10 protein-coding genes are annotated in these 23,252 nt (G+C 62.1%); 6 read left to right on the top strand and 4 right to left on the bottom strand.

Annotated elements, in window-relative coordinates:
• Positions 1-98: 98 nt before the first annotated feature.
• On the bottom strand, positions 99-13,097 hold the full coding sequence (locus tag ACM6IQ_RS03860) for a non-ribosomal peptide synthetase (RefSeq protein WP_414878099.1): 12,999 nt from the start codon (positions 13,095-13,097) through the stop codon (positions 99-101).
• Positions 13,098-13,484: 387 nt separating this feature from the next.
• Here ACM6IQ_RS03860 and ACM6IQ_RS03855 point away from each other — a divergent pair, with 387 nt between their 5' ends.
• The gene (locus ACM6IQ_RS03855; RefSeq protein WP_017339972.1) at positions 13,485-14,033 is read left to right on the top strand and encodes an RNA polymerase factor sigma-70; all 549 of its coding nucleotides are present in this window, start codon (positions 13,485-13,487) and stop codon (positions 14,031-14,033) included.
• A gap of 106 nt (positions 14,034-14,139) precedes the next feature.
• On the opposite strand, the gene ACM6IQ_RS03850 is transcribed toward ACM6IQ_RS03855, so the two are convergent.
• The 3 genes from ACM6IQ_RS03850 to ACM6IQ_RS03840 form a co-directional block, all read right to left on the bottom strand.
• On the bottom strand, positions 14,140-15,144 hold the full coding sequence (locus tag ACM6IQ_RS03850; protein ID WP_414878098.1) for a GNAT family N-acetyltransferase: 1,005 nt from the start codon (positions 15,142-15,144) through the stop codon (positions 14,140-14,142).
• A 100-nt stretch (positions 15,145-15,244) separates the two neighbouring features.
• Positions 15,245-16,039 carry a substrate-binding periplasmic protein gene (locus tag ACM6IQ_RS03845; protein ID WP_017339974.1) on the bottom strand — a complete coding sequence of 265 codons (795 nt, stop codon included), beginning with the start codon at positions 16,037-16,039 and terminating at the stop codon, positions 15,245-15,247.
• A gap of 92 nt (positions 16,040-16,131) precedes the next feature.
• A complete protein-coding gene (locus tag ACM6IQ_RS03840) occupies positions 16,132-16,758 on the bottom strand; it encodes a TetR/AcrR family transcriptional regulator (protein ID WP_017339975.1) in 627 nt (208 codons plus the stop codon).
• Between the two features lie 175 nt (positions 16,759-16,933).
• Here ACM6IQ_RS03840 and ACM6IQ_RS03835 point away from each other — a divergent pair, with 175 nt between their 5' ends.
• The 5 genes from ACM6IQ_RS03835 to ACM6IQ_RS03815 are packed head-to-tail and all read left to right on the top strand — an operon-like array spanning position 16,934 to position 23,202.
• Positions 16,934-18,724 carry an acyclic terpene utilization AtuA family protein gene (locus ACM6IQ_RS03835; RefSeq protein WP_414878097.1) on the top strand — a complete coding sequence of 597 codons (1,791 nt, stop codon included), beginning with the start codon at positions 16,934-16,936 and terminating at the stop codon, positions 18,722-18,724.
• A 12-nt stretch (positions 18,725-18,736) separates the two neighbouring features.
• A complete protein-coding gene (locus ACM6IQ_RS03830; RefSeq protein ID WP_414878096.1) occupies positions 18,737-19,606 on the top strand; it encodes an SDR family oxidoreductase in 870 nt (289 codons plus the stop codon).
• Between the two features lie 3 nt (positions 19,607-19,609).
• Complete coding sequence (gene atuC / locus ACM6IQ_RS03825; protein ID WP_414878095.1) at positions 19,610-21,226, top strand: geranyl-CoA carboxylase subunit beta; 1,617 nt, start codon at positions 19,610-19,612, stop codon at positions 21,224-21,226.
• 24 nt (positions 21,227-21,250) lie between these two features.
• Entirely contained in the window at positions 21,251-22,408 is a 1,158-nt protein-coding gene (gene atuD, locus ACM6IQ_RS03820; RefSeq protein WP_414878094.1) for a citronellyl-CoA dehydrogenase, read from the top strand.
• Complete coding sequence (locus ACM6IQ_RS03815) at positions 22,405-23,202, top strand: enoyl-CoA hydratase/isomerase family protein (protein ID WP_414878093.1); 798 nt, start codon at positions 22,405-22,407, stop codon at positions 23,200-23,202. The genes atuD and ACM6IQ_RS03815 overlap by 4 nt, the downstream gene beginning before the upstream one ends.
• Positions 23,203-23,252 lie beyond the last annotated feature (50 nt).

Here is a 23,252-nt window from a genome sequence, read left to right as displayed (position 1 = left end):
AATGACCACGCCATCGCTAGCAGGCTAGCTCCCACAGGTCAGCATTGACCCTGTGGGAGCTAGCCTGCTAGCGATGAGGCCTCACAGACGCTAGAGAATTACAGCCCCTCCAACTCCGCCATCAGATCATTCAACCGATCCACCTTCTCCTCGGTAATATCGCTCGCCGCCAACCCGTCGATGTACTCCGCCAGCTCCTCGACCGTGCTGCACTCGAACATCGCCCGCAGCGGCACATCCCGTTGCAGCGATTTCTGCACCCGCGAGGCAATCTGCGTCGCCAGCAGCGAATGCCCGCCCAGCTCGAAGAAGTTGTCGCGCACACCGACCTTCTCGACCTTCAATACCTCGGCCCAGATGCCCGCCAATGTCTGCTCCAGTTCATTGCGCGGTGCCTGGTAATCCTGGCTCTGCAACTGGCCGATCTCCAGCGCCGGCAGTGCCTTGCGATCCAGTTTGCCATTGGCGTTGAGCGGCATCCGCTCCAGCCACAACCAGTGCAGCGGCACCATGTATTCCGGCAGTTCGGCGCGCAGGCGTTGCTTGATGCGCTCCAGGCGTTCGCCTGGATTGAGCGCCGATTCGGCCGCCACAAGGTAACCGACCAGATGCTTTCCATTGACGCCTTCCTGCACCCCGACCGCCGCTTCGCGCACTTCCGGTTGTTCGTGCAGACGCGCTTCGATTTCACCCAGTTCGATGCGGTAACCGCGAATCTTCACCTGATGGTCGATGCGCCCGACGTATTCCAGCACGCCGTCACTGCGACGCCGGGCCAGGTCGCCGGTGCGATACAGACGATCCCCCGGCTCGCCAAACGGGTTCGGCACAAACACCTGCGCCGTGCGCAACGGATCGCTGACATAACCGCGCCCGACACCGGTGCCGGCCACGCACAACTCGCCCACCGCCCCCAGCGGCACCAGGTCCAGTGCGCCGCCGAGCAGGTACAAACGGTTGTTGTCGGTCGGCGTACCGATCGGCAAATAGCTGCCGCGGGTCGAGGCCATGTCGACGCGGAAGAACGCCACGTCGTCGGAGCATTCCGCCGGTCCGTAAGCATTCACCAGACCGATGTCCGGGTAGCGCAGCAACCATTGATGCGCCAGTTCCGGCGGCATCGCTTCGCCCGTCGGCAACATCCAGCGCAGGCCGTCCAGGCGCCTGCGTTCCTGGGCGAGCATGCCCTGAATCAGCGACGGCACGCTTTCAAGCACGGTGATGCCCTGGGCCGACACGTGCGCCAGCAAGCCCTGCGGATCGTGGGCGATGGTGTTCGGCACGATGTCCACCCGCGCGCCAAACAACGGCGCGGCAAGGAACTGCCAGACCGAAATGTCGAAGCTTTGCGAAGCGGTCTGGGCGATCACATCAGTGTCACTGAGATTGAGGTACGGGACCTTGCTCAACTGATTGTTGAGCATGCCGCGCTGTTCGACCATCACACCTTTGGGCAGACCGGTGGAACCCGAGGTGTAGATCACATAAGCGAGGTTGTCCGGACCGCTGTAGAGGCCCGGATTCGCCACCGAAACATCGCTCGCCTGAACCTCTTCCCACACCAGCAACCGTGGCCGATTGGCGCAACCGAATGCCTCCAGCAGCGCGACAGCCTGTTCACGGCAGGCCTGCGTGCAGACCAGCAACGGCGTACGGCTCAGGTCGATGATGCGGCTCAGACGCTGACTCGGCAGCCCCGGGTCCAGCGGCAGATAACCGGCGCCCGCCTTGAAGCTGCCGATGATCATCCCGAGCAGGTCGAGGTTACGTTCGGCCAGCAACGCCACCGGTTGATCCAGCCCGACACCCGCCGCCATCAACCCATGGCCGAGGCGGTTACTGCGCTGGTTCAGCTCAGCGTAAGTGTGTTGCCGGTCGAGGCAACTGGCGGCGATCCGTTGTGGATGCCGCGCGACCTGCGCTTCGAACAACGCGACGTAGCTCTGCTCCAGCGGGTAATCGTGTTCGCTCTGGTTGCAGCCATGGATCAGGAAATCCTGTTCCTCGGCCCCCAGCAGCGGCAAGTCCGCCATGTCGCCATGGAAACCGTCGACCAGCGCCAGCAACAAACGCTTGAACTCACCCAGCATGCGCTCGACGGTCGACTCGTCGAAATAGCGCTGGTCGTAAGACAGGTGCAAGCCCAGGTCATCACCCGGATAACACACAGCCGTCAGCGGGAAGTTGGTGTGGGTGCGGCCCGAATCCGAGGTCGCGTTGAGGCTCTGCGCGCGGTCCAGTACCGAGACGTCCACCGGGGCGTTTTCGAACACGAACAGGCTGTCGAACAGCGGCTGGCCTTTGGGCAACTCGCTGTTTTCCTGAATGCTCACCAACGGCAGGTATTCGTACTCGCGCAGTTGCATGTTGCTGTCGAGCAAGCCGCTGAGCCACTGGCGAACACTGCAACGCTGATCGTCCTCGGGCATTTTCACCCGCAGCGCGATGCTGTTGATGAACAGCCCGACGGTGCGTTGCATCTCGGGCATGTCCACCGGACGGCCGGCCACGGTGACGCCGAACAGCACATCGCGATCACCGCTCAAACGCCGCAGCACCAGGGCCCACGCCGCTTGTGCGAAAGTGTTGATGGTCAGCTGATGGGCCTGCGCCAGTTCACGGAGGTGTGCACCGTCACGGGCATCGAGACGGGTGTAGCGGTCGCCGACGATCATGCCGCCGCTGTCGCCCGCATGTTCACGCAGGAACGGCCGGTCACTCGGGATCGGCGTGGTGCGTTCGAAGCCTTGCAGGTTGGTTTTCCACCACTGCCGCGCTTGCGCCAGGCTCTGCCGTTGCAGCCAGCCGATATAGTCGCGATAACGTGGCGGCACGGCCAGTTTGGCTTCGCGTCCGTCACCCAGCGCGGTATAGATCTCAAAGAAATCCGCCATCAGCAACGACCGGCACCAGGCATCGATGAGGATGTGGTGGTTGCTCATCATGAACCAGTAGCGTGCTTCGCCAACCTTGATCAAACGCAGGTGGAACGGTGCCTGGTTGAGCAGATCGAAGCCGGCTTCGCGCTCGCTTTTCAGCAAGGCTTGCAGTTTCGGTTCTTGCTCCGCCTCGGCGATGGCGCTCCAGTCGAGGTACTCGATCGGCGTGCTGCCCGGCTTGTGGATAACTTGCAGCATGTCTTCGCCGATGTTCCAGCAGAACGACGCACGCAAGGCTTCGTGCCGGGCGATCACCGCTTGCCAGGCCGCGGCGAAACGTTGCGGATCGAGTTCGCTATTGATGCGATAACGGTCCTGCATGTAGTAGAGGCCGGTGCCCGGTTCCAGCAAGGTGTGCAGCAACATGCCTTCCTGCATCGGGGTCAGCGGGTAAACGTCTTCGATGGCAGCGGCCGGGATCGGCAGTGCGTCGAGTTGCGCCTGGGTCAGCTTCGCCAGCGGGAAGTCCGACGGCGTCAGGCCGCCCGCCTCGTCACGCAGGCAATGGTCGATCAGGCTCTGCAATTCACCGAGGTAGGCGTCCGCCAGTTCGCAGATGGTTTGCGCGTCGTGGCGTTCGGCACTGAAGGTCCAGCGCAGCACCAACTCACCACCATAGACCTGACTGTCGACGCTCAGCTCGTTGGGCAGCGGTGCTTTCGGATCGTGGGCGGCGCCGACGGCTTCATCGAGCGGACGGAACAACGCGTCCGCGCCGAAGCTCTGGTCGAACTGGCCGAGGTAGTTGAAGGTGACCGGCGCCACTGGCAACGCAGCCATGGCCTCACGGCTCGGTTCATCGGCGAGGTAGCGCAGCACGCCAAAACCCAGTCCTTTGTGCGGCACGCCACGCAGTTGCTCCTTGATCGCCTTGATCGAAGCGCCCTGCCCGGCGGCCTCTTCAATGTTCAGCGGTGTCAGGCGCAACGGATAAGCGCTGGTGAACCAGCCAACGGTACGGGTCAGGTCGATCTCGTCGAACAGCGTCTCGCGACCGTGGCCTTCGAGTTGAATCAACGCCGACTCATGACCGCTCCAGCGGCACAGCACCCGGGCCAGCGCCGTCAGCAACAGGTCGTTGACCTGGGTGCGATAGGCGCTCGGTGCCTGTTGCAACAGTTGCCGGGTGTACTCGCTATCGAGGCGCACGCTGACGGTGTCGGCGTGACGATTCTGCCGGCCGCCTTCAGGCCGATCGCACGGCAATTCGACGCTCGGCCCGGCCAGTTGCGACTGCCACCAGCTCAGCTCTTCACGCAGGGATTCGCTGCCGGCATACGCCTGCAAACGTGCAGCCCAATCCTTGAAGGCGCTGGTTTTCGCCGGCAGTTTGACCGACTGTTCAGCCGCCAGTTGGCGATACACCGTTTGCAGATCGTCGAGCAATACGCGCCAGGAAACGCCGTCCACCACCAAGTGATGGATCGCGAGGAACAGCCGTTGCCGGCCTTCGGGACCATCGACCAGCAGCGCACGCATCAACGGCCCCTGTTCAAGGTCGAGGCTGCGCTGGGCATCGGCGAACAGTGCCGCACATTCATCCATCGCCGAGACACGCACCTGCCACAGCACCGGCGCGCCGCCCACCTTCTGGTGCGCCGCCGTCCATTCGCCCGCCGTTTCAGTGAAACGCAGGCGCAAGGCATCGTGCTGTTCGATCACCGCCAGCAACGCTTGCTCGAGACGATGAGGTTCCAGCGCAACGGTCGGTTCCAGCAGCAACGCCTGGTTCCAGTGATGACGCTCGGGCATGTCGGTGTCGAAGAACCAGTGCTGGATCGGCGTCAGACGCGATTCGCCGGTGAGTAAACCTTGCTCGGCCGTGACCTGTTCGGTGCGGCTCGCCACAGCGGCGAGTGTCTGTACGGTCTGGTGCTGGAACAGGTCACGCGGGCTGAAGTGAATGCCCTGCTGCCGCGCGCGGCTGACCACCTGGATCGACAGGATCGAGTCGCCGCCCAGTTCGAAGAAGTTGTCGTTGAGACCGACCTGCGCCACGTTCAGCACGTCGCACCAGATCTGCGCCAGCGTCAGCTCCAGTTCATTGCTCGGCGCCACATAGTCCTGACGATTCAGCTCAGGGTCCGGCGCCGGCAATGCACGACGGTCGAGTTTGCCGTTGGCGGTCAGCGGCATGCTGGCCAGCAGGATCAGGTGCGGGGGCACCATGTAGTCCGGCAGTTGCGATTTCAGATGAGCCTTGAGGGCTTCGCGCAGTTCGTTCTGCGGTGCTTCGTCCTGATCTGCGACCTCCGTCACCAGATAGCCAACCAGTTGTTTGCCGCTCGGCGCGTCCAGTGCCAAAACCACAGCTTCACGGATCGATTCATGTTCCAGCAGACGGGTTTCAATCTCGCCCAGTTCAATGCGGAAACCGCGAATTTTCACTTGATGGTCGATGCGCCCAAGGTATTCCACCAACCCGTCGGCGCGCTGACGCACCAGGTCGCCGGTTCGATAGATCCGCCCGCCATCGGCCACGAACGGGTTGGCCACGAATCGCTCCGCGGTGATGCCCGGACGGTCGTGATAACCCTGCGCCAGGCCGGCACCGCCGACGTACAACTCGCCGGTCGCGCCTTGCGGCACCAACGCCAGATCGGCATCGAGAATGTACGCAACGCGAGCACCGATCACGCTGCCGATCGGCACGCTGCCCATGCCCTCTTCAAGCTGCTCGGGCGCGAGACTGGCCAACGGCATGACCACGGTTTCCGTCGGGCCGTAGGCGTTGAAGAACAGACTCGGCTTGAACGCTGCGCGAATCCGCTGCAGATGTTCGCCGGTCAGCGCTTCACCGCCGGTGATGCACATGCGCACCGGCAGGGTTTCGCCTTGTGTCGCCAGCCACTGCGCCAGTTGGCTGCCGTAGCTCGGGGTGAAACCGAGGATGTTGATGTGATGGCGACGGATCAACCCGCAGATCTCTTCCGCGTCCCACTGACCCTGAGCACGCAAAACCACTTGAGCACCGCTCAGCAACGGCACCAGCAAACGCTCGGTCGCGGCGTCGAAGTTGATCGAATAGAAGTGCAGCTCGCAGTCGTCCGGGCGCATGCCGAAACGCTCGATCACGGCGCGGCAGTGCATGGCGATTTCACCGTGGGACACCACCACGCCTTTGGGCTTGCCGGTGGAGCCCGAGGTGTAAATCAGGTACGCCTGGTGTTGCGGCAGGCTGATGAACGGCAGTTCGGTGGTCGGGTAATTGGCCAGTTCCCCAGCATCGTCCTCCAGGCACCAACGGGCGACGGTGGATGGCAGCTCGCCGAGGGCGTTGAACATCGCCGCATCGCTGAGCAGCAAACCGACGCCGCTGTCTTCGATCATGTAATGCAGGCGATCGAGCGGGTATTCCGGGTCCAGTGGCACATAAGCGCCGCCCGCCTTGAGGATCGCCAGCAGGCCAATGACCATTTCCAGCGACCGCTCAAGTGCAAGCCCGACGCGAACCTGCGGGCCGACACCGCGTTCGCGAAGCATCCAGGCCAGGCGATTGGCGCGGCTGTCGAGTTCGGCGTAGCTCAGGGTCTCGCCGGCGAACGTCAGCGCCGGCGCATCCTTGCGCGCCAGGGCCTGCTCGCTGAACAGGTGATGGATGCACTGATCCAGTCGGTGTTCGCCCGGCTCGACGCCAAGGCTGTCGAGCAGGTTTTGCTGTTCCGTGGCTTCGAGCAACGGCAGCTCACTGAGACGCTGTCGCGGATCGGCCAGCAGCGCTTCCAGCAGATTGCGCCAGTGCCCGGCCATGCGCGCAATGCGCGGTTCATCGAACAGATCGGTGCTGTAGGTCAGGCAGCAACCGAGACGATGATCGAGGTCGGTGACTTCCAGGTTGAGGTCGAACTTGGTCGCCCGCGCATCGTTGGCCAGGTACTCGACGGTCATGCCGGCGAGCGTGCGGCTTTGCTGGAATTCCCAGCGCTGCACGTTGCACATCACCTGGAACAGCGGGTTATACGCAGCGCTGCGCGGTGGCTGCAACGCCTCCACCAGATGATCGAACGGCAGGTCCTGATGGGACTGGCCTTCGATCACGGTATGACGCACGTGCTCGAACAATTCGCCGACCGACATCTGCCCGTCGAGCTGACAACGCAGCACCTGGGTGTTGAGGAATGCACCGATCAACCCTTCGCTTTCGGGGCGAATACGGTTGGCCACCGGCGCGCCGATGCGCAGGTCTGCCTGGCCGCTGTAGCGGTAAAGCAGCACCGCCAGCGTAGCGGTCATGGTCATGAACAGGGTCAGACCGTTTTGCGCATTGAACGCACGAACCCGTGCGGCGAGGTCGTCGCTCAGGTCGAAACGGAACAACTCGCCCTGATGGCTTTGCACGGCTGGACGCGGGCGGTCGGCGGGCAATTCCAGCAGTGGATGTTCGCGGCCCAGTTGGGCCATCCAGTAGTCGAGCTGACGCTGACGTTCGCCGGACTCCAGCCACTGACGCTGCCACACGCTGTAATCGAGGTATTGCACCGGCAGCGGCGCCAGGGGCGACTCGCGATCATCGACGAACGCTTCGTAAAGCGCACTGAGTTCCCGGGCAAAAATGTCCATCGCCCAACCTTCGGTGACGATGTGGTGCAGGGTCAGCACCAGGTAATGTTCCTGTTCGCCGGTCTTGACCAGACAGGCGCGCAGCAGCGGCCCGGTTTCCAGATCGAAGGGCTGATGAGCTTCGCTGTCGGCCAGAGCCTGAACCCGCTGTTCGCGCAAGTCGGTGTCCAGCGCGGAGAAATCTTTCCACTGCATGCGCATCCCGGTTTCCGGGTGCACCCGTTGCTGGGCCACGCCGTCAATGCTCGGGAACGTGGTGCGCAGGGTTTCGTGACGCATGATCAGCGCTTGCAAAGCCGCCTCGAAGCGCCCGACATCCAGCACCCCGCGCAACCGCGCCATGCCACCGACGTTGTAGGCCGGGCTGTCCGGCTCCATCTGCCAGAGGAACCACATGCGCTGCTGAGAATAGGCCAGCGGCACCGGCTGGCTGCGATCGACTATCTCGATCGGTGGTTGCTTGTTGGTATTGCCGCTGGCCTGGATCTGTCGGACCTGCCCGGCGAATGCGCCCAGTTCACTGTTTTCGAACAAGACTCGCAGCGGCAACTCGACGTCGCACGCCTGACGGGTGCGGGAGATGATTTGCGTGGCCAGCAGCGAGTGGCCGCCGAGGGCGAAGAAGTCATCGCGCAGACCGATCTGCTTCAAGCCCAGCACTTCACGCCAGATCGCGGCGATCTGCTGTTCAAGCTCAGTGACCGGCTCAACGTGTTCGCGCACTTGCCACCGGGGTTCGGGCAAGGCGCGACGGTCGAGCTTGCCGCTGGGGCTGAGGGGCATTTCGCCCAGGCGCATCAGTTGCGCCGGGACCATGTATTCCGGCAGCTCGGCCGCCAGCGCAGTTTTCAGGCGTGCGGTTTGCGTGTCTTCGGCTTCGCTGTTTGCAGTGGCGGTGTAGTAACCGATCAGTTGAGCCCCGGCCGCTGTTTCGCGCACCTGCACCACCGCTTGAGCGACGCCGTTCTGAGCCAGCAGACGCGCTTCGATTTCTTCCGGCTCAACGCGAAAGCCGCGCACTTTGACCTGCTGGTCGAGACGGCCGAGGTATTCGATCACGCCCTCGGCGGTCCAGCGTGCGCGGTCGCCGGTGCGGTACAAACGTGCGCCCTGCTCGCTCAATGGATCGACGACAAAGCGTTCGGCGGTCAGGCCCGGACGGCCCAGATAACCTCGGGCCAGGCCAATGCCGCTGATGCACAGTTCACCCGGCACACCGGCCGGCACCGGGTTGAGGTCGCTGTCGAGCACCCGGCAGATCACGTTGCCCAACGGACGGCCAATCGGCGAGCGCTCACCATCGGCCGCGCTGCACTGCCAATGGGTGACGTTGATCGCCGTTTCGGTCGGGCCATAGCGGTTGTGCAGTTGTACCGCCGGCAGCTGTTCCAAAACGCGGTTGCGCAGTTCCGCCGGCAAGGCTTCACCACCAGAGAACACACGGCGAAGGCTGGTGCATTCGGCGGTGAGCGGCTCGTCGATGAACAACGAAAGCAGTGGCGGCACAAAGTGCAGCGTGGTCACGCCGTATTGCCGAACAAGCTGCGCGATGCGGTGCGGATCGCGGTGTTCACCGGGACCGGCGATCAGCAAGCGTGCACCGGTGATCAGCGGCCAGAAGCATTCCCACACCGACACGTCGAAACTGATCGGCGCTTTTTGCATCAGCAGGTCGGAGTCGTTCAGGCGATAGGTGTTCTGCATCCATTGCAGGCGTTCGGCAAGGGCCGCGTGGGTGTTGCCGACGCCCTTCGGTTGGCCGGTGGAACCGGAGGTGTAAATCACGTAAGCGAGGTTGTCGCCGTGCAGATGCAGACCCGGTGCCTGGCTCGGCCAGTTCTCCAGGTGCAGCGCATCCATGGCAATCACGCTGACGCCATCGGTGGCCGGCAAGCGATCAAGCAATTGGGTTTGCGTCAGCAGCAATTCCACGCCGCTGTCCCTGAGCATGTAGGCCAGGCGTTCGGCGGGGTAATCCGGGTCCAGCGGCACGTAGGCACCGCCGGCCTTGATGATCGCCAGCAGGCCGATCAGCAACTGCGGCGAGCGCTCGGCAGCGATGGCCACGCACACGTCCGGGCCGACGCCTTTGTCGCGCAGGTAATGCGCGAGGCGGTTGGCCTGGGCGTGCAGTTCAGCGAAGTCCAGGCTGCCGCCGTCCCACATCAGCGCGGTACGCTCCGGGGTCAGGCGGGCCTGTTCGCCGAGCAGTTCCGGCAGCCATTGGCTGGCCGGTGTGCACGGTGCGGCGCTCCAGTTTTCCTGCTGATCGTGTTCGCTGGGCGCCAACAATTGCAGGTCGCCGATGGCGGTTTTCGGTTGATCGCAGATGGCGCGCAGCAGGTTGCTGAAATGCTCGGCCAGTCGCTCGATGGTGGTGGCGTCGAACAGTTCGCTGGCGTAGTCGAAGGACAGGCTCAGGCGACCGTTACGGTCTTCTTCGCTGTGCAGTTGCAAGTCGAACTTGGCTTCGCGGCTGTGCCACGGCAGTTCGTCGGCGAGCAGGCCGGGCAAGCGACGCAGTGCGCTCAGGTCCCGTTGCTGGTGGTTGAACATGACCTGGAACAAGCCCTGTTCGCGGGCCTGCGGGAAGGCTTCGAGCAGTTGTTCGAACGGCAGGTCCTGATGCGCTTGTGCGCCCAACGCGCTCTGTCGGGTTTGCGCCAGCAACTCAACAAACGGCAACCGTGAATCCACTTCGGCACGCAGCACCTGGGTGTTGATGAAGAAGCCGATCAAGCCCTGGGTTTCCAGGCGTGGACGGTTGGCGTTTGGCACGCCGACGCGGATGTCGGTCTGGCCGCTGTAGCGATGCAGCAGGCTCTGGAACGCCGCGAGCAATAGCATGAATGGGGTGGAATCGTGGGCCTGGGCGGTCTGGCCAATCGCATCGCAGAGGGTCGCGCTCAACCGGACGGTGTGGCGCGCGGCGCTGTGCAGGTGTTGCGCCGAACGCGGGTGATCGGTGGCCAGGCTCAGGGGCGGATGCTCCTCGCCCAACTGCGTTTTCCAGTAGGCCAGTTGCCGCTCGCCCTCACCTTGCGCCAGCCATTGACGCTGCCAACTGCCGTAGTCGGCGTACTCCGTCGGCAATGGCGCGAGCGTTGCCGTTTGCCCTTGGGACGCAGCGGCATACAGGCGCGAGAATTCGTCGATCAGCACGTTCAGCGACCAGCCATCGGCGATGATGTGATGCAGCGTCACCAGCAACTGGTGATCTTCATCATCGAGGCGCACCAGCGTCACCCACAGCAACGGACCTTTTTCCAGATCGAACTGGGTACGCGCTTCGTCCTCGCGGATTTGTTGCGCACGGGCTTCACGCTCGGCGACGGGCAAATCGCTGATGTCGATCCGTTGCAGGTTGAATTCGACAGCGGCATCGACCTGCTGTAGCGCCACACCGTCACGCTCGAAGAAACGTGTGCGCAGGGATTCGTGGCGTTCGATCAGTTGCTGGAAACTGGCGCGCAAGGCGTCTTCGTCCAGCTCACCGCGCAAACGCAAGGCGCCGGGAATGTTGTAGGCGCTGCTGTGCGGGTCGAGCTGCCAGGTGATCCACAGGCGGTTTTGCGCGAGGGATTGCGGCAGCGCTTCGCTGCGCGACAGCGTGCTGATCGCGCCTTGGGCCAGGCCGCCGTCCTGTTGTTGCTGCACGACCGCGACGGTGAATGCGCCGAGGGTCGGCGCTTCGAACAGCAAGCGCAGGTTCAGCTCCAGACCGAGCGCTTCGCGCAGGCGCGCCACCACTTGAGTGGCGGCGATGGAGTTGCCGCCGAGCAGGAAGAAGTGGTCATCGGCATCGACCTGCTTGACCTGCAATTGCTCGGACCAGATCTGGCCGATCAGGGTTTGCAGCTCGGAATCCGACTCGGTTGTGGCCTCGTTTTCAGTGCTCGCCGACGGGAACACCGCGTAGCTGTCGAGGCTGCCCTCCGCCAGGCGATTGCGGCACGCCGAGCGTTGCAGTTTGCCGCTGGAGGTCTTGGGCAAGGCGCCCGGATTGAGCAACACCACCACGCTCGGTGCTTCCTGATACGCCTCGGCCACCGCCTGGCGAATGGCTTTGATCAGCGCTTCGGGCGGGAGGATTTTCTGCACGCTGCGGCTGATTTCCGCAGCGATGCCGATACCTTCCTGACCGTCGATGTTCACCGCGAACGCGGCGACGCGACCTTTACGCACCACTTCCACTTCACGCTCGACGGTCTGCTCGAGGTCTTGCGGGTACAGGTTGTGCCCACGAACGATCAGCATGTCCTTCAGGCGCCCGGTGATGAACAATTCACCGTCGCGCATGAAACCCAGGTCACCGGTGCGCAGCCAGGTTTTTCCGGCAAGCTGGACGAAGGTCTTGGCGCTGGCCTCGGGGTTGCGCCAGTAGCCATGGGCGATGCTCGGCCCGGTGGCCCAGACTTCGCCGATCGCGTTGTCGGCCAGTTCGTTGAGCGCCAATGGCTCGACAATCAGTACCGCGTGATCTGGCTGGCTGATGCCGCAACTCATGATCGCGCTGCCTTCGCCCGGTTCGGCACGGTTTTGTGCCAACGCCTGATCGTCCACCCGCAGATTGCCGATGCCTTCGCCACGCGCTGTGCCAGCGACGAACAAGGTGGCTTCCGCCAATCCATAGGACGCCATGAAACTGTCCGGGGTGAAACCGCAACTCGCGAACTTCTCGGCGAAACGGTCCAGGGTGTCGAGACGAATCGGCTCGGAACCGGAATACGCCACGCGCCAGCCGCTCAGGTCGAGGCGTTCCAGCGCCGATTCGCTGACCCGCTCGCTGCACAGTCGATAGGCAAAATCCGGCCCGCCGCTGATGGTGCCGCCGTATTCGCTGATCGCTTCCAGCCAGCGCAACGGCCGGCCGAGGAAGTACGCCGGCGACATCAACACACACGGCACACCACTGAAAATCGGTTGCAACAGACCGCCGATCAAGCCCATGTCGTGGTACAGCGGCAGCCAGCTGACAATCACGTCATCCGGGTTCAGGTCGATGCCGAAACCCTGGCGAATCAGCAATTCATTGGCCACCAGATTGCCGTGACTGACTTGCACACCTTTAGGCAACGCGGTGGAGCCGGAGGTGTATTGCAGGAACGCGATGTGATCGCCGTCAAGGTTCGGCTCGGCCCAACGCTGCGCCAGTGCGACATCAAGGGTGTCGACGCACAGCAGCGGCGGCGCGCCATCGATGTGCTGCAACGCTTGGCGCAGGTCGGCACTGGTCAACAGCAGGCGCGGTTCGGCGTCGCTGATGATCGACAGCAGGCGTTCCTGATGATGACGCTTGGCCGACTCCGGTGGATAAGCCGGCACCGCAATCACACCCGCATACAAGCAACCAAAAAACGCCGCGACGTAATCCGGCCCGCTGGGAAACAACAGTACCGCGCGATCACCGAAATCCGTCTCGGCCTGCAACGCACCGGCAATGGTGCGCGCCCGTTGATCCAGCTCGCGATAACTGAGCACTACGGCCTGATCCGGGGTTTCGGCGAGAAAACGCAAGGCCACCCGATCCGGCGTCAGGGCCGCGCGGCGCTGAAGGGCTTGGACCAGTGTGCCAGGTATTTCGAACGCGTCGGTCATGAGGTTTCCTGCCTGAATTCGGCTTGCAAATGGAATCGGTTTTCTGACGTCACGCCCCTTCAGGGGCATGCAGGACGCGGTCTTCGCCGACCGCGCAAGGCATTGGGAATGCTGTTTTGGCCGGGGGCGTACGCCCGGAGCCATTCACCAATGAGAACGGATGGCGTCTTGAAATAATTAGTCCGCAGGTTTGATCGTCAACGGGAGCGCGGCTGCCGCAAGCGGGCGCGACAGCGTGTCGCAGTTCTCACTGCGCACCTTTTAAGAGCATTACTTCTCTTTCTCAATTGACAATCATTATCATTCAGAATAATTTGTCGCTCGATGTGTAGGACGGCTCCGATTCCCTTGCTGTCCCACGACCCTATTTGCAGCAAGGTGATTTCCATGACGGAACAAGTATCCACAAGCAGGTGCGATTCACCGCTACTTCAGGCATTCGTCGACAATCGACTGATTCTGGTCAAGATTGCTGCCCGTATCACCGGCTGCCGGTCACGTGCCGAAGATGTGGTTCAGGATGCGTTCTTCCGCCTGCAATCGGCGCCGCAGATCACCTCCTCGATCAAGGCTCAGCTCAGTTACCTGTTCCAGATCGTGCGCAACCTGGCGATCGATCACTACCGCAAACAGGCACTGGAACAGAAGTATTCGGGGCCTGAAGAGGAAGGGCTGAACGTGGTGATCCAAGGTGCTTCGCCGGAAACCTCGCACATCAACTTCTCGACCCTGGAAAACATCGCCGACGCGTTGACGGAGCTGCCGAGCCGTACCCGTTACGCTTTCGAGATGTACCGTCTGCACGGTGTGCCGCAAAAGGACATCGCCAAGGAGCTCGGCGTGTCGCCGACCCTGGTGAACTTCATGATTCGCGATGCGCTGGTGCATTGCCGCAAGGTGTCGGGCAGTCGCGCGGATACGTTTGCCCGTCGTTGACTGGCAACGTCAGATCAAAAGATCGCAGCCTTCGGCAGCTCCTACATGGAATGCATAACCCTGCAGGAGCTGCCGAAGGCTGCGATCTTTCAGGTTTAACGCTAAATCAGGCCAACACACACCGCTCAAAAAACCACTCCCGCCCCAACACCATCAACGCTGCACGCTTGTGCGGGAAGTCGAACTCTTTCTCGCAGTGAAAACGCTGCCCCTGCATATACCCGATCATCTTCGCGTTATCGGCGCGCGGCTCGGCGACCACCCGTTGGGTGCGTGGATCGTCGAGAAACAGGTAATGCGTCAACGCCGATAACCAGCTCGCCACCTTGTGTGGGCCGCGATGATTTTCTTCGCCGACCAGCATGTGAATGCCTCGGTCGTAATCACCCGCCTCATAAAACGGCGCGATGCGGTCTTCCTTGGCCCAGTAGGCTTCGAAATAGGCAAACGGCTGGTCATCGAAACAGCCGATCAGCGTCACGGTGTGTGGATCGGCTTCGAGTTTGCCCAGGTACTCGCGATGCTGTTCAAGGCTGCCCTCTTCCTGCCAGAAACTCGCCACCCGCGCACTGTTCTGCCAGCGGTTGAACCGCGCAAGATCCAGGTCGATATCCACCGTTCGCAGGGAAATCCACGCCCCCAGCCGTGCATCGAAACGCCGATAGACCTCACCGCGAGGCTTCACTGGCCGCAACGGATGACGCTTGCCGTCGCTGATCACCATTTGCTGTGGGTAGCTGTTGGTCTGCGAGGTGCACAACCAAGGTTGCGGCAATTGCCAGAAGAGCGTGCGCTCGCAGCGATACTGGCCGGCGGTCCCGGTCGGGATCAGCAGTCCAGTGAGCAAGGCTTCAGCGGGGGCTTCATCGAGGTGCCAGGTCAGGTGCTGACACACGGGATCACGGGCAAACAACCAATAACAGGCGGCCCACAATGCCTGAATGTCGGGATGCGCCTCGACTTTCACCTGCAATTCGGGCTCGCGTGCCAGGCGCAAGGTAATCAGCGGTTGCGCGTCCTGGCTAAGACTCAGTCGGTTTTCACTTTCTTCAGCGACAAGACGACTGCCCGTCGGCAAGGCCAGGGCAGTCAGATTATTCAGATTGGACATGGGTCGGGCTCACGGTAATCGTCGACAGTTCAACGATGTGACGTCAGCCAGCGGGGAAAATTTAAGCGACTCAGGCAAACACGCGACGGTTGACGCGTATTCAATTGCCCGGAACCGGCACCACCGCGATCTTGTACGGATCGAAAATCTTCAGCATCTGGCCGTTGTCGCGCAATCCTTGCAACAACTTGCCAAATGCCTCGCCGCTGATGGGCGCTGAAGGACGAAGAATGGCGTAGTGGTGATAGACCTGATCGATGCGCTCGGACACCAGCAACTGATCGGCGACCTTCTCGTTGCGCAGCAGGTAATCGCTCAGGTAAGAGCGCGTCACCAGGGCAACGTCGGCCCGCCCGCGCAGTACCATCAGCAGGTTGCTGTCGTGGGAATAGGTCAGCGTGGCGTTGTAGTTTTGCGCGAGGACTTTCGGGTCGGCATTGAAGTTGGCGAACTCGTAGTGATAACCGCTGAACAGCGCCAGACGCTTGCCGGCGAGATCGGAAAAGTAGTTCTGCTGACGATTCGGTATTCGTTGCGCGACAAAAATCTCCGCGTCCTCCAGTCCCATGTCGACGCTGGTGTGGGGGATGTCCTTCCAGCCCCAGCCCGGGTTCTCGAAAATAGCCATGTCCACCCGGCCCTGCTTGAAGTCACCGAAGCGTCGCGGAATGGACGTCGGCACCAGCACGAACTGATAGTCGCTTTGTACTGCATTGAGCGCTTCGACCAACTGTGGCAACAGACCGGTGTCGGCACCGGATTCCGGGCGCACGGTATAAGGCGGAAAATGCGCTGCACCGACCCGCACTAGTTGTGCAGCCGGGGACGGCAATACCCACAACGCCGCAAGCGCCGCCAGCAAAAGCCGCGAGGCCGTCCGAATTGGCGAAGACATCAAAACTTCCCACTCCCCAAAAAATACGCATCAATCCATTCAAGCTAGGCGGTTTCGGCCACTTAGCCAGCTTCCTGCGGCCCTGAACGAAATTATTGTTGTTCTTTCAGCACCAGTATCAACGCTTCATCGGCCAATTGATCGAGGTTCATGCTGCCACCCGCGCGATACCAGGTCGTGGTCCAGGACAGCGCGCCGGTCAGGAAACGGCGGGTGATGAACACGTCCCCACGGATGAAACCCGCGTTTTTGGCCTCACCCAGCACTTGCAGCCAGAGGTCCTCATAGATGTCACGCAGCGCCAGGACCTTCGCCTGGCCGTCTTCGGACAGCGAACGCCATTCATACACCAACACCGCCATGGCCTCGCCGCTGCCGCCCATGATCGACTGCAATTCGCAGCGAATCAGCGCCAGCACCCGCTCGCGCACGTTGTCGGCTTCAGCGATCGCGGCATGCATCAACGCGGTGTTGTAGCGAATGGTTTCCTCCATCACCGCCCGCAGGATCTCGTCCTTGCTTTTGAAGTGATGAAAAATACTCCCCGACTGAATGCCCACGGCACCGGCCAGATCGCGCACCGTGGTGCGTTCAAAGCCTTTATTGCGGAACAGGTGAGCCGCCACTTGCAGCAGTTTGCCACGGGCGCTGTCCGGGTCGGTCAACTGGCCGCTGTCGACCAGTTCGCGCATGACCCTCAGGGCTTTTTGCTCGTCCACCCGTTCTCTCCTACAGTCGTATTCACCGCTAAAACAGCGGGGTTGCGCGGGCAATTTAAGCTGACGCAGGCAACCAAGCAAGCGCTCGGCCCTAAGATATTTCAGTCGTTTACAAACCAAGCGCTTGCTTGGTAGTCTCGATTCACGATTGTCGGAGGTGGCTATGGAAAGGGCTGTGCCTGAAACGATACGCATCGGTTGCGCCAGCGCCTTCTGGGGCGACACCTCGACCGCCGCCGCGCAACTGGTGGAAGGCGGGCGCCTGGACTATCTGGTGTTCGATTATCTGGCCGAGATCACAATGTCGATCATGGCCGGTGCGCGGATGAAAGATCCACAGGCCGGCTACGCCAGTGACTTCATCGAAGTCCTCAGCCCTCTGCTGGGGCCACTCGCCGAACAGAAAATCCGCGTCATCAGCAACGCCGGCGGCGTCAATCCACACGCCTGCGCGGCTGCGTTGCAAGCGGCCTGCGACAAGGCTGGCGTGGCGCTGAAAATCGCGGTGCTGCTGGGTGATGACCTGCAACCGCAGTTCAAACAGCTGAGCAGCCGCGGCCTCCATGAAATGTTCAGCGGCGCCCCCTTGCCACCGATGTGCGTTTCCACCAACGCCTACCTCGGCGCGCCGGGCATTGTCGAAGCCTTGCGTCTGGGCGCGGACATCGTGATCACCGGGCGTGTGGTCGACAGTGCCGTGGTCAGCGCGGCGCTGGTGCATGAATTCGGCTGGTCCTGGCACGACTACGACAAACTCGCCCAAGCCGCCCTCGCCGGCCACATCATCGAATGCGGCGCCCAGTGCACCGGCGGCAACTTCACCGATTGGCGCGACGTGCCCGATTACGAACACATCGGTTTCCCCATCGTCGAAGTCAGCGCCGACAGCCAGTTCATTGTCAGCAAACCCGAAGGCTCCGGCGGCCTGGTGACGCCCCTTACCGTCGGCGAGCAAATGCTCTATGAAATCGGCAACCCGCAGGCTTATCTCTTGCCCGATGTAGTCTGCGATTTCACCCAGGTCAAACTTCAGCAACAAGGCAAAAATGCGGTTCAGGTGCATGGTGCAAAGGGTTTGCCTCCAACGGACCAATACAAGGTCAGCGCGACTTATCCGGATGGTTTCCGCTGCACTGCCAGTTGCCTGATTGCCGGCATCGATGCAGTGGACAAGGCCCGGCGTGTCAGCGAAGCGATCATCAACAAGACCTCGGAAATCTTCAGCCAGCGCGGCTGGGCGCCCTACAGCGAAGTGAACATCGAGCTCCTGGGCAGCGAAGCGACCTACGGGCCCCATGGCCAGCGACAGGACAGCCGCGAAGTGGTGATCAAACTCGCCGTGCGTCACCCGAGCAAACAGGCGTTGATCGTGTTCTCCCGGGAAATTGCCCAGGCTGCCACCGGCATGGCGCCGGGGCTGACCGGGATTGTCGGCGGGCGGCCGACGGTGTATCCGCTGATCCGGCTGTTCTCGTTCCTCATCGACAAAAGCGCCTGCACGCTGGACATTGATCTCAACGGTCAGCGTCACCCGTGTGCCCTGCCCGCTCTCGACGTGCTCACCACCGCGGACCTGCCGGTGCCGTTCGAACCGCCGAAGCCCATGGGTCGCGCCGATGCCAGCGTGGCGCTGATCAAGCTTGCGGTCGCACGTTCCGGCGACAAGGGCAATCACAGCAACATCGGCGTCATGGCCCGCGAGCCGGAATACCTGCCCTGGATTGCCGAAGCCTTGACCCCGGCCGTGATCGTCGACTGGATGAGCCACGTGCTCGACCCGGTTCACGGGCGTGTCGAGCGCTGGTACCTGCCCGCGACCCACAGCCTTAACTTTCTACTGGAGAACGCGCTGGGTGGGGGCGGCGTGGCCAGCCTGCGGATCGATCCCCAGGGCAAAGCCTTCGCCCAACAACTGCTGGACATCCAGATTCCGGTGCCTCAGCGCATCGCCGACCAGGTCAACTAGAGGACTGCCGCCGTGGCCTACGATTCGATTTTCAAAGCCGATCTGTTTGCCGGCCAAAACATCATCGTCACCGGTGGCGGCAGCGGCATCGGCCGCTGCACCGCTCATGAACTGGCGGCGCTCGGTGCCCATGTGCTGTTGATCGGGCGCAATGCCGACAAACTGAAATCCGTGACCGCCGAAATTATCGAGGATGGCGGCAAGGCTGACTGGCAGACCTGCGATATTCGCGAGGAAGAAGCGGTCAAGCATCTGGTCAGCGAACTGATCCGCAAGCACGGGCCGATCCACGGACTGGTCAACAATGCCGGAGGCCAGTTCCCTTCGCCGCTGGCCTCGATCAATCAGAAGGGCTTCGAAACCGTGATGCGCACCAACCTGGTGGGCGGTTTCCTGATGGCCCGGGAAGTGTTCAATCAATCCATGAGCAAACACGGCGGCGCCATCGTCAACATGCTCGCCGACATGTGGGGCGGCATGCCCGGCATGGGCCACTCGGGCGCGGCGCGCTCGGGCATGGACAACCTGACCAAGACCGCTGCGTTCGAATGGGGTTATGCCGGGGTGCGGGTCAACGCGGTGGCGCCGGGCTGGATCGCCTCCAGCGGCATGGACACTTACGAAGGCGCGTTCAAAGCGGTGATTCCGACCTTGCGCGAACACGTGCCGCTGAAACGCATCGGCACCGAATCGGAAGTCAGTGCGGCGATCGTATTCCTGCTCAGCCCGGCCGCGGCGTTCGTCAGTGGCAGCACCTTGCGTATCGACGGCGCCGCGAGCCTGGGCGGCCGGGCGTGGCCGATTCACAAGGCGACCAACAGCAAGTCGTACAACGGTTTCCACCGCGCGTACTTACCAGAAGTGCTCAAGGACAAGGAATAAGTCATGCCGGTGATTCAGTCGCAAATCGACCCGAACAGCGAACAGTTCGCCCGGAACCGTGCCGCGATGCTGGCAGGTATCGAGCAGGTCCGTCAGCTCGAACAAAACCTGCTGAACAAAGCAGCCGAAGCCAAACCGAAGTTCGACAAGCGCGGGCAATTGCTGCCCCGTGAGCGCCTCAACCTGTTGCTCGACCCCGGTGCGCCGTTCCTCGAACTGGCAAGCCTGGCCGGTTACAAGTTGCACGACGACAAGGACGGCAGCTCGGCGGGCGGCGGCTTGATCGCCGGGATCGGCTACGTGTCGGGTGTTCGTGTTTTGGTCGTGGCGAACAACAGCGCGATCAAGGGCGGAACCATCTCCCCCAGCGGTTTGAAGAAATCCCTGCGCCTGCAACAGATCGCCATGGAAAACAAATTGCCGGTGATCACCCTCGCCGAAAGCGGCGGCGCCAACCTTAATTACGCTGCGGAGATTTTCGTCGAAGGCGCGCGCAGTTTTGCCAACCAGGCGCGGATGTCGGCCATGGGGTTGCCACAGATCACGGTGGTCCATGGCTCCGCCACGGCAGGCGGCGCGTATCAGCCGGGGCTGTCGGATTACGTGGTGGTGGTGCGCGGCAAAGCCAAGCTGTTTCTCGCCGGACCGCCCCTGCTCAAGGCGGCCACCGGCGAAGTCGCCACCGATGAAGAGCTGGGCGGCGCCGAGATGCACGCGCAAACCGCCGGCACCGCTGAATACCTGGCCGAGAACGATGCCGATGGCGTACGTCAGGTCCGGGAGATTGTCAGCCTGCTGTCGTGGAACGATCAATTGCAGTGGGTCCCCGAACGTCACTACCAGCAACCGCTCTACCCCATCGACGAACTGCTCGGGCTGATCCCCGACGACCCGAAAAAACCCTATGACGTGCGCGAAATCGTCGCGCGAATCGCCGACGGTTCTAACTTCCTCGAGTTCAAGGGTGAGTTCGATCAACAGACCGTCTGCGGTCATCTGCAGATTCAGGGTCGCGCCTGCGGCTTCATCGGCAACAACGGCCCGATCACGCCCAAAGGCGCGAGCAAGGCTGCGCAGTTCATTCAGCTGTGCGATCAGAGCCGCACGCCGCTGCTGTTCTTCCACAACACCACCGGGTTCATGGTCGGCACCGAGTCCGAGCAACAAGGCGTGATCAAGCACGGCGCCAAAATGATCCAGGCAGTGGCCAACGCCCGGGTGCCAAAACTGACGATCGTTGTCGGTGGCTCCTATGGCGCTGGCAACTATGCAATGTGCGGCCGCGGCCTCGACCCGCGCTTCATCTTCGCCTGGCCCAACAGCCGCACGGCGGTGATGGGCGGTGCTCAGGCCGGCAAGGTCCTGCGGATCGTCACCGAGGCCAAACAGCTCAAGGACGGTCTGGTGCCTGACCCGAAGATGCTCGACATGCTGGAGCAGGTCACCGCGCAGAAACTCGACAGCCAGTCCACCGCGCTGTACGGCAGTGCCAACCTGTGGGACGACGGGCTGATTGATCCCCGGGATACCCGCACGTTGCTCGGCTATTTGCTGGACATCTGCCATGAGGCCGACCTGCGGCCGCTGCAAACCAACAGTTTTGGCGTCGCCCGGTTCTGAACCGGCCAGAGGAGAACAATAAAAATGATCTTCACCCAGGAACACGAAGCACTGCGCCGCACCGTTCGCCAATTCGTCGAGCACGAAATCAACCCGCACGTCGATGAGTGGGAAAAGGCCGGGCGTTTTCCGATCCACGACATTTTTCGCAAGGCGGGTGAGCTCGGCCTGCTGGGGATTTCCAAACCGGAAAAATTCGGCGGCATGGGGCTCGACTACAGCTATTCGATCGTCGCCGCCGAAGAGTTCGGCACCATCCATTGCGGCGGGATCCCGATGTCCATCGGCGTTCAGACCGACATGTGCACGCCGGCGCTGGCACGCTTCGGCTCCGATGAACTGCGTGAAGAGTTCCTGCGGCCGGCGATTACCGGCGAACAGGTCGGTTGCATTGGCGTGTCGGAAGTCGGTGCCGGCTCCGACGTGGCCGGCTTGAAAACCACCGCTCGCAAGGACGGTGACGACTACGTGATCAACGGCAGCAAGATGTGGATCACCAACTCGCCGAGCGCCGATTTCATTTGCCTGCTGGCCAACACCTCGGACGACAAGCCGCACATCAACAAATCGCTGATCATGGTGCCGATGAACACCCCTGGCATCAGCCTCAGTTCGCACCTGGACAAGCTCGGCATGCGCAGCTCGGAAACCGCCCAGGTGTTTTTCGACAACGTGCGCGTACCGCAACGCAACCGCATCGGGCATGAAGGTGCGGGATTCATGATGCAGATGCTGCAATTCCAGGAGGAACGTCTGTTCGGCGCCGCGAACATGATCAAGGGCCTGGAATACTGCATCGACAGCACCATCGAGTACTGCAAGGAACGCAAAACCTTCGGCAATGCCTTGATCGACAATCAGGTCATCCACTTCCGCCTCGCCGAGCTGCAAACCGAAGTCGAATGCCTGCGCGCGCTGGTCTATCAGGCCACTGAGCAATACATCAAAGGTCAGGACGTCACGCGCCTGGCCTCGATGGCCAAACTCAAGGCCGGGCGACTGGGCCGCGAAGTCAGCGACAGTTGCCTGCAATACTGGGGCGGCATGGGCTTCATGTGGGACAACCCGGTGGCCCGCGCCTACCGCGACGTGCGGCTGGTATCGATTGGCGGCGGCGCCGACGAAATCATGCTGGGGATCATCTGCAAACTCATGGGCATCCTGCCGGGGAAAAAGAAATGAGCACCCTGCCGGTTTGCCAGACGTTATTGCTCGAATTGCATAACGGTGTGCTGCACATCACCCTCAACCGCCCGGAAAGCCGCAATGCCATGAGCTTGCAGATGGTCGCCGAGTTGCGTTCGGTGCTATCGGCAGTTCGCGATGATCGCGAGATTCGGGCCCTGGTGATCGGCGGTGCCGGCGGGCACTTCTGCGCCGGTGGCGACATCAAGGACATGGCCAATGCCCGTGCTCAGGGACCATCGGCGTACCGCGATTTGAACCGGGCGTTTGGCGCGCTGCTGCAGGAAGTGCAACACGCGCCACAAGTGGTGATCACGGTGCTGCAAGGCGCGGTGCTCGGCGGTGGTCTGGGGCTGGCATGCGTCAGCGATGTCGCCCTGGCGGATCATCAGGCGCAATTCGGTTTGCCGGAAACCAGCCTCGGCTTGCTGCCCGCGCAGATTGCACCGTTCGTGGTGCAGCGTATCGGTTTGACCCAGGCTCGACGGTTGGCACTGACTGCAGCGCGATTTGATGGAACCCACGCCCGCCGCATGGGGCTGGTGCATTTTGTCGAGCATGACGCGCAAGCGCTGGCCGAGCGTCTCGATGAAGTCCTGGCCCATGTGCTGTGCTGCGCGCCGGGGGCGAATGCGACGACCAAAAAGCTGTTGCTGGCGAGTGCCGGACAGCCTTCGGATGCGCTGCTGGATGAAGCGGCTGATTGGTTCAGCGAAGCGGTGACCGGGGCTGAAGGGGTCGAAGGGACCATGGCTTTCGTGCAGAAGCGTAAACCGGGGTGGGCCCTTTAAAAGCATCGCGGGCAAGCCCGCGATGAGGCCATCACATTCACCGCAAAAAC

The organism is Pseudomonas sp. IT-P100 (assembly GCF_949767185.1).
Lineage (GTDB): Bacteria > Pseudomonadota > Gammaproteobacteria > Pseudomonadales > Pseudomonadaceae > Aquipseudomonas > Aquipseudomonas fluorescens_B.
The sequence above is the reverse complement of the archived record's forward strand: the minus strand, read 5'-3'. Positions and strand labels throughout refer to the sequence as shown.

Excerpts from the sequence above, each read along its gene's own strand:
- ACM6IQ_RS03860 (WP_414878099.1), bottom strand. The coding sequence starts at position 13,097 with ATGACCGACGCGTTCGAAATACCTGGCACACTGGTCCAAGCCCTTCAG.
- ACM6IQ_RS03855 (WP_017339972.1), top strand. The coding sequence starts at position 13,485 with ATGACGGAACAAGTATCCACAAGCAGGTGCGATTCACCGCTACTTCAG.
- ACM6IQ_RS03850 (WP_414878098.1), bottom strand. The coding sequence starts at position 15,144 with ATGTCCAATCTGAATAATCTGACTGCCCTGGCCTTGCCGACGGGCAGT.
- ACM6IQ_RS03845 (WP_017339974.1), bottom strand. The coding sequence starts at position 16,039 with ATGTCTTCGCCAATTCGGACGGCCTCGCGGCTTTTGCTGGCGGCGCTT.
- atuC (WP_414878095.1), top strand. The coding sequence starts at position 19,610 with ATGCCGGTGATTCAGTCGCAAATCGACCCGAACAGCGAACAGTTCGCC.
- atuD (WP_414878094.1), top strand. The coding sequence starts at position 21,251 with ATGATCTTCACCCAGGAACACGAAGCACTGCGCCGCACCGTTCGCCAA.
- ACM6IQ_RS03815 (WP_414878093.1), top strand. The coding sequence starts at position 22,405 with ATGAGCACCCTGCCGGTTTGCCAGACGTTATTGCTCGAATTGCATAAC.